At 54.4% G+C, this 2612-nt stretch carries 2 protein-coding genes; both read right to left on the bottom strand.

Annotated features, from left to right (window positions below; genetic code table 11):
* The coding region (brxC, locus tag ACB030_RS20245; RefSeq protein WP_371162241.1) for a BREX system P-loop protein BrxC at window positions 1-1989 on the bottom strand (1989 nt) is incomplete at its 3' end.
* A 17-nt stretch (window positions 1990-2006) separates the two neighbouring features.
* A complete protein-coding gene (locus ACB030_RS20240) occupies window positions 2007-2555 on the bottom strand; it encodes a BREX protein BrxB domain-containing protein (RefSeq protein ID WP_171280305.1) in 549 nt (182 codons plus the stop codon).
* Window positions 2556-2612: the final 57 nt, after the last annotated feature.

Raw genomic sequence — 2612 nt, 5'->3', positions numbered from 1 at the left:
CTTGCGATCAGAGGGGATGTAAAGGTAAAGGGTGCCATTATCTGCGCTATCGGCACGCGCCAGATCTTGGAGTTGCCGCTCTGGCAAGGCGGGAGCCCAAACGTAGAGCTTATCTTGTGCATCTTTAGGCAACTCATCATCGAACGCGACATTCAGGGTGCGCCCCTCTGCCACCTGGCCTTGGGTCAGGCGCACTTGGCTGACCAACTTGCGCACTATGGTGTGCACCAGTTGATTGCGCAGGCCATCGAGCCTGGCTGGATCGGCACGGAGCTCCGCTTGCTGCTGGCGATACATGTCATACCAAGCCTGGCTCTCGGCCGTTTGCAGGCGATACTCGATACCACTTGCAGACTGCACCGCCATGATTAGCGAGGCTTTTTCCAACGCTTGCAGCGCCGCGTTGACCCGTGGCCGCAGGTCATGTTTCTCGTTCTCCAAATCTTCGATCAGCAAGTCAGCCAGGGTTTCTGCACTGGCGTGAATACCGTAGTCAATCTCGCTCGGCAATTTGCTGATCATCAGAATGAGGGAGAGGATCCTCCCCTGCAGGATCTCTTCAGGCGAGCCATCTTTGAGCTTGCCAATCTCGGCATAGATCTCTTGCCCCACCACTCCGCTATTGACCAGATCGTTGACGATTTGATCGTAAATAAAATCGGCAGGGATCAGACAGCCAAGCGGCTTTTCTGCCCCATAACGGGTTGCCTCATGGGTGATACGCAGTTGATTACGCAGCTGTGAGCCGGTGCCGGTTTTATCCAGCGCGGGCAGCAACTTTTCCCAGAAACGGCGACGCACCGGCAACAGCGGATAATCGGCCACCATCCACTGTTCGTCATCCCGTTGATGTTCAAACTTAGAGCCCCGCAGATGGCGGCTGATCTCGCCCAGGTTTTTCTGGATCAGATCCTCGACTGCACCCTTAGCACTCTCTTTTTTCTGCAGGATCACTTTGCGGATCACTGCATCCACATCGGTATCTGCCAGTTGCACAGTGACCACAAAGCGGCCCATCAGGCGTTGCAGGTTAGGGGTGTCACTTAGTGCACTTTGACCGGTGGCGACAAAGAGCAGACGTGATTTAAAGCGGCTTGCCTTGCAGCAGGTTTCAATCACTTCTTGCACATCAAAGGCGCGGTCTTCATCTCCGCCCACATACTGCTGCACTTCATCAAGTACGATCAGCGTGAGCGGCAGCTGACCATTGCGCTCCAGGGCATCTATGACCGCATCGACCATCTCGTCGTTGGTGATGTCTTTGACCTCTGGGAACTGTGCACGCAGCACCTTGGACATGTCTGGGGCGTTGGTGGCCAAATCAGCGAAATGGGGCAACAGTGCCTGAGCCATCACAGGAGAGACGTAGAGATTACGCAGTTCTCTTTGCCACGGGTCTTGATCCCCTGCTGCTTTACCATGCAGCCTGACGTACTGTTGCACGGCATCGAGTACCCCTTGGGATTTCAACCACATCACAAAGCGGGCTAGATGGTATTGCTCTGGCAACCCGACCGATTTGAAGATGATAGAGAGAAACGCCAGGCGCACGTTGCCACGCTTGCCCGCGCCCAGGGTACCCGAAGCGGCATGCAAGCCCTGGTATTGTTGGGAGAGCAGTGACAGCTTGGCAAATTGCTCGCGAATCCCTGCCGGTAAATCGGCCAGGCTCAAGGGATCTGCACCATCAGAGAAGCGTTGATTGGTCCAGAAGGTGCGTAGCATCTTGGCCAAGTGAGATTTACCCGATCCGTAGAAACCGCTGATCCAGACACCTGACTGCTCAACCTTGGCGTCTAGCTTGCTCAGATAGGCCGCCAGAATTTTCTGCATGCCCGCCTCATAGGCGCCATCACAGACAAAGGTTTTAAGCTCATAACGCAGGGTAGCGAAGGACTCGGCACTCTGATCATCGTTGACGACAGCCACACCGTTGTTGGCCAACTCAGATTGCAGCGGATCGTTGCTGTAAATCTCTCTATTTAGCATCCCGTAATTCCTTGTTGTTATTCGTTATGGTGACAGATGGCGGTGGCGTGATATCCCCACCCATCCTTGGCATCTAACAGACTAAAGTTGTTGTCGTGATATTCGCCGGGGAAGAAGACCACCAGCTTGCCTTTTACCACTGGAGAGAGCGCCTTCACCAACCCAGAAACAGAGGCAAAACCAAACAGCGTGCCAGTGCCCAGCAGGGCCACTACATCGTTGCTCCCCAGGGTTTTATCGACTTCCTCTTTCAGACGCTCGGCCAGCTCTTCGGCAAAAAATTCATAACTGCCCACTAGCAGCTCCGGCTCGGCGAAATAGGCGTCTGCATAGTCGTGTTCCCCCATCCACTTGGGGAAGGCATCTGTGATATCCAACAACTGCCAACGGTGACCATGCTGCTCAACGGCCAGTTGAAATTCAGTGACCCGAGCCCGCAGCTTTAACTCATCTTCTTTGTGGTACACCACAAAGACAGCGCGCTCTTCGGCAGATAGCACCGAACGCCAAGGCACCGAGATATAAGTGGTAAAACGCTTAATCAGTTTTGAGAGGCGATCACCCATGCTCTCGTTCTCCTCAAGATGCTGGCGCTATTGGCCAGAGGGGGAAGCGGATTTCGA

The organism is Aeromonas sp. S16(2024), from assembly GCF_041403065.1.
Lineage (GTDB): Bacteria > Pseudomonadota > Gammaproteobacteria > Enterobacterales > Aeromonadaceae > Aeromonas.
This window is presented reverse-complemented; position numbering and strand designations above follow the sequence as displayed.